Source organism: Mycobacterium sp. (assembly GCF_035499775.1).
In the GTDB taxonomy this organism is placed as follows: Bacteria; Actinomycetota; Actinomycetes; order Mycobacteriales; family Mycobacteriaceae; genus Mycobacterium.
The window spans coordinates 1-4,478 of record NZ_DATJYB010000558.1; the positions used below are offsets into that span (position 1 = coordinate 1).

At 66.9% G+C, this 4,478-nt stretch carries 6 protein-coding genes and 1 pseudogene; 3 read left to right on the forward strand and 4 right to left on the reverse strand.

Features of this window, described 5'->3' with window-relative positions:
• Positions 1–912: FAD-binding oxidoreductase (locus VML93_RS33970; RefSeq protein WP_325617534.1), on the reverse strand; the 912-nt coding region annotated here is incomplete at its 3' end.
• A 79-nt stretch (positions 913–991) separates the two neighbouring features.
• On the opposite strand from VML93_RS33970, the gene VML93_RS33975 reads away from it, so the two are divergent.
• Positions 992–1,432: an SRPBCC family protein gene (locus VML93_RS33975; protein WP_325617529.1), complete on the forward strand. Its 441-nt coding sequence runs from the start codon at positions 992–994 to the stop codon at positions 1,430–1,432.
• Here the strand turns inward: VML93_RS33975 and VML93_RS33980 are convergent.
• Positions 1,429–2,160 carry an Rv3717 family N-acetylmuramoyl-L-alanine amidase gene (locus VML93_RS33980; protein WP_414686521.1) on the reverse strand — a complete coding sequence of 244 codons (732 nt, stop codon included), beginning with the start codon at positions 2,158–2,160 and terminating at the stop codon, positions 1,429–1,431. The two genes, VML93_RS33975 and VML93_RS33980, sit on opposite strands and share 4 nt — an antisense overlap.
• A 128-nt stretch (positions 2,161–2,288) precedes the next feature.
• Between VML93_RS33980 and VML93_RS33985 the strand changes: the two genes are divergently transcribed.
• Both VML93_RS33985 and recR read left to right on the forward strand, forming a co-directional pair.
• A complete protein-coding gene (locus tag VML93_RS33985) occupies positions 2,289–2,675 on the forward strand; it encodes a YbaB/EbfC family nucleoid-associated protein (protein WP_325617531.1) in 387 nt (128 codons plus the stop codon).
• Between the two features lie 11 nt (positions 2,676–2,686).
• A complete protein-coding gene (recR, locus tag VML93_RS33990; RefSeq protein ID WP_325617532.1) occupies positions 2,687–3,298 on the forward strand; it encodes a recombination mediator RecR in 612 nt (203 codons plus the stop codon).
• 7 nt (positions 3,299–3,305) lie between these two features.
• Here the strand turns inward: recR and VML93_RS33995 are convergent, their stop codons facing one another.
• Positions 3,306–3,929: a C39 family peptidase gene (locus VML93_RS33995; RefSeq protein ID WP_325617533.1), complete on the reverse strand. Its 624-nt coding sequence runs from the start codon at positions 3,927–3,929 to the stop codon at positions 3,306–3,308.
• Positions 3,930–4,077: 148 nt separating this feature from the next.
• A pseudogene (locus VML93_RS34000) lies at positions 4,078–4,478 on the reverse strand (glutamine amidotransferase); the annotation flags it as partial.

Here is a 4,478-nt window from a genome sequence, read left to right on the forward strand (position 1 = left end):
CAGCTTCCAGTAGACGCTGCTGCGCCGATACCGGCGCGGCCACCACCGCCGCAGCCGCGGGTTCTGCGCGCCGAACGCACGCGAGCACCAAAACCAGTCGGTGTCCCAGCGCCAGAAGTAGTCGTGAATGGTCAGGCGGTCTTCTTTGATGCCGGCATCGTGCTGAATCGACCGGTAGTAGATGCCTTTTCCGGTGTAGTCGCTGACGGGTCCCGGGGTGGTGGTCTGGGTGCCGACACACAGGTAGCTTTCGTCGGCGCTGAACACCACGCCGTCGAGATAGTTCACCGGGACGCCGTCGAGTCCGCCGGTGTCGACGATGCGTGCCATCGCTGCGACCAGCTCGGGCAGCGAGTGAAATCGGATGTGCCGCAGCGTCACAAACGGCGCGACGGGCTCCAGCTCGATCCGCAGCCTGGTCGAATATCCCAGCGTCCCATAAGAATTGGGAAATGCGCGGTACAAGTCAGAATGCTTGTCCGGTGAGACGGTGAGCAATTCGCCGGTGCCGGTGAGGATATCCATCTCCAGCACCGATTCGTGGGGCAGGCCGTTTCGGAATGACGCCGACTCGATGCCCAGGCCGGTGACCGCCCCGCCTAACGTGATCGTCTTCAGTTGCGGAACCACCAGTGGCGAAAGCCCGTAACGCAGCGTCTCCGCCACCAGATCGTCGTAGGTGCACATGCCGGCCACATCGGCGGTACGGGCGTCGGGATCGACACTGATGACACCCGTCAACCCTGAGACGTCGAGGCCCGGCGCATCGCGTTTGGCGCGGGCGCGGAACAGGTTTGAAGTCGGCTTGGCCAGTCGGACGGAGGATGTCGCGGGGATGGATCGGTAGCTCGCCAACAGCCGCTCGACGCCCGATGTATGAGCCGAGAGGGCGGATTTCGGAACCGGCACCACATATACCCTAGTCTTCGATGACACAGCGTGCATCCGCGCGCGAGCGACACCGCAACCACGACATGAGGAGTTTTGCCTGATGGGACAGGTGAGCGCAGCCAGCACGATCCTGGTCAACGCCGAGCCCGATGCCACACTCGCGGCCGTGGCCGACTACCGGAACGTCCGCCCGAAGATCCTTTCCCCGCAGTACAGCGAGTACGAAGTGCTCGAGGGCGGCGAGGGGAAGGGCACGGTCGCGAAGTGGAGGCTACAGGCCACCAAGTCACGTGTTCGCGATGTGCAGGTCAACGTCGACGTGGCGGGCCACACCGTCATTGAAAAGGACGCGAACTCTTCGATGATCACCAACTGGACCGTGGCTCCCGCGGGACCCGGGTCCAGCGTCACGGTGAAGACGACGTGGAATGGCGCGGGCGGCGTCGGCGGCTTCTTCGAAAAGACCTTTGCACCGCTGGGGCTGAAGAAGATTCAGTCCGAGGTGCTGGCGAACCTGAAGAACGAGCTCGAAGCCCGCTAACGCACCTGGCCCTGGGTAGCCAGGAATCCGGCGACGCCGCGGGCCACTGCGTCGGCGTATTTCTGCCGGCCGTCGGGGGATTCCATCAGCGCCGAGTCGACGGGGTTCTTCATGTTGCCCAGTTCGACCAGGACCGACGGAAACTGCGCCAGGTTCAGCCCGGCCAGGTCCGAACGGCCGTACAGGCCGCTCTGGCCGATGTAGGTCGACGGCGGGATGCCCGAGGCCTGCAGCTGGTCGCGCATGATCCTGGCGTATTGCACCGACGGCCCGGACTGAGCCTGGTTGAGCGGCGGAGACGAGTAGTTGACGTGGAAGCCGCGGCCGGATGCCGGGCCGCCGTCGCCGTGCAGGCTGACCACGGCGTTGGGCCGCATCGCGTTGGCCATTTCGGCGCGCTGGTCGACGCACGGGCCCAGCGCGTTGTCGTTGTTGCGCGACAGCGCGGTCCGGACGCCCATCGCGTTCAACGCGGCCCGGACCCGCAGCGCGGTGTCCCAGGTGAAGGTGTGTTCCTGGTAGCCGCTGTTCGTCGAGGTTCCGCTGGTCTGGCAGTCCTTGGTGCCGCCGCGGCCGGTGGGCACCTGACGGCCGATGGATGCGTCGTTGGCCCCGTTGTGGCCGGGGTCGATGAAGACCACCATGCCGGCGATGTTGGAGGGCGCCGCGGTGGCGGTCGGGCTGATCGCCATTGCCACAGCAACGAGTACGCCGAGGACCAGTCTCATCCCGACACGGAAGCTATCTGGTACGTCCACGGCGCTAAGGTAACGTCGCGCGGTCTACGCTGAGTGTTCCGAATCGCCCGACAACAGCAGGCGAAACCAACTCGAGACCAAGATGCGAGGGGACTGTCATGCAACCCGGTGGCGATATGTCGCAGCTGCTGGCCCAGGCCCAGCAGATGCAGCAAAAGCTGATGGAAGCCCAGCAGCAGCTGGCAAACGCTGAGGTGCTCGGCCAAGCCGGCGGCGGGCTGGTCAAGATCGTCGTCAAGGGGAGTGGCGAGGTGGTCGCGGTGTCCATCGATCCCAAGGTCGTCGACCCGGGTGACGTCGAGACCTTGCAGGACCTGATCGTCGGCGCGATGGCCGACGCTTCCAAGCAGGTCACGAAAATGGCGCAGGAGCGGCTGGGGGCGCTGGCCGGTGGTCTGGGCGGCCCGCCGAAGCCGCCCGCCCCGCCGAATCCGCCCGGTGTGCCGCCCGTCCCGCCGGCTGCGCCGGGCCTGTCGGGGCCCTGACCTGTATCGACATGTTTGAGGGACCCGTCCAGGATCTGATCGACGAGCTCGGCAAGCTGCCGGGCATTGGGCCCAAGAGCGCCCAGCGCATCGCCTTCCACCTGTTGTCGGTCGAACCGCCCGACATCGACCGGTTGACCGCCGTGTTGGCGAAGGTCCGCGACGGCGTGCGGTTCTGCGCGGTGTGCGGCAATGTCTCCGACGACGAACGGTGCCGGATCTGCGCCGATCCGCGCCGGGACGGCTCGCAGGTGTGCGTCGTCGAAGAGCCGAAGGACATCCAGGCCGTCGAGCGCACTCGCGAATTCCGTGGCCGCTACCACGTCCTGGGCGGCGCGCTTGACCCGCTGTCCGGGATCGGTCCCGACCAGCTGCGCATCCGGGAGCTGCTGAGCCGCATCGGTGAGCGGGTCGACGACGTCGACATCACCGAGGTGATCATCGCCACCGACCCGAATACCGAGGGCGAGGCGACCGCCACCTACCTGGTTCGGATGCTGCGCGACATCCCCGGCCTGACGGTGACGAGGATCGCCTCCGGGCTGCCGATGGGCGGCGATTTGGAGTTCGCCGACGAGCTGACCCTGGGCCGCGCGCTGACCGGTCGTCGGGCGATGGTGTGAGTCAGGTCTAGGCCACGACGGCGAAGTTGCCGCTGGCGGCCCACGCCTGCTCGAAGGTGGCGATGGACACCTGCTCGTCGCGGCCGGCCCTGATGCCGCTGTCGTTGAGGTGCACCACACCGGCTCGGGTGTCGATGCCGATGACCACCACGAAGTGGTTTTGCTGGCTGCGGTCGCCGGGTCTGTTCCAGAGGACCTTGTCGTTGACTCCGACGATCACCTTGTGCCCCTGGTCCAGGTCTTGGATCAGGCCGCCGGTATTGGGGTGCACCGCCGCGGACTTGATGCCGTAGTGCGCCAGCAGCACCGGCATGTCGCTGTTCTTGGTTTTGCTGGAGGGGGTGTAAATGGGCCCGGGGTGGCTGACGCTCGGGATGTTTTCGGCCGCGGTGGTGATCTCGTCCTCGCTGGGCTCGCGGCCGGTGATCTGACCGATCACATCGGCCACCGCCACCTCGCCGCAGGAGGAATCCTGCTGTTGGTAGCGCCAGAACGGGGCCGCGGCGGCCGGATCGCCGTGCATCCCGTCGTTGTTCGAGTTGGGCGCGGCGTGGGCGGTGGCGGCAGCGGTCAACGCAAGCCCGGCGATGAGCCCGGCCTTGGCGACCCATGTCGTTGAGGGGTTGGTCATGGGCGTCCCTTTTCTCGCTCTATAAGGATCGCCAATGGAATGCTGTCGCGCAGCCAAACGCCCGCGAGCGTGCATAGATGTACAGCAACACGCCGCTCGGGGCGTACATCTCTGCACCCTCGCGACCAGACGCCGTCGGCACGCAGCGTCAGCGGGCCGACAGTCGCTCGCGGCGCAGCAGGTCCACCTCGGGCAGCTGCAGCGGGGCCAGCCCACCCACCACCTTGCTGAGCAACAGGTCGGCGAGCTCCGGGTTGCGGGCCAGACAAGGCCCGTGCATGTAGGTCGCGAACACGCTGCCCTGCACTGCACCGTCGAAACCGTCGCCGCGGCGGTTACCGGCGCCCTTGACCACGGCGCTCAGCGGCGCTGCCGCGGGGCCGAGCACGGTGCCCCCGCGGTGGTTCTCGAAACCGGTGAGGCGCTGGGTCAACCCGGCCAGCAGCGGCTTGCTGACCAGCTCGCCGATCGTGCGCGCATCCTGCGGTGAGGTCGTCGCGTCCAGCATGCCCACGCCGTCGACCCGTTCACCCGCCGACGTTTCATACC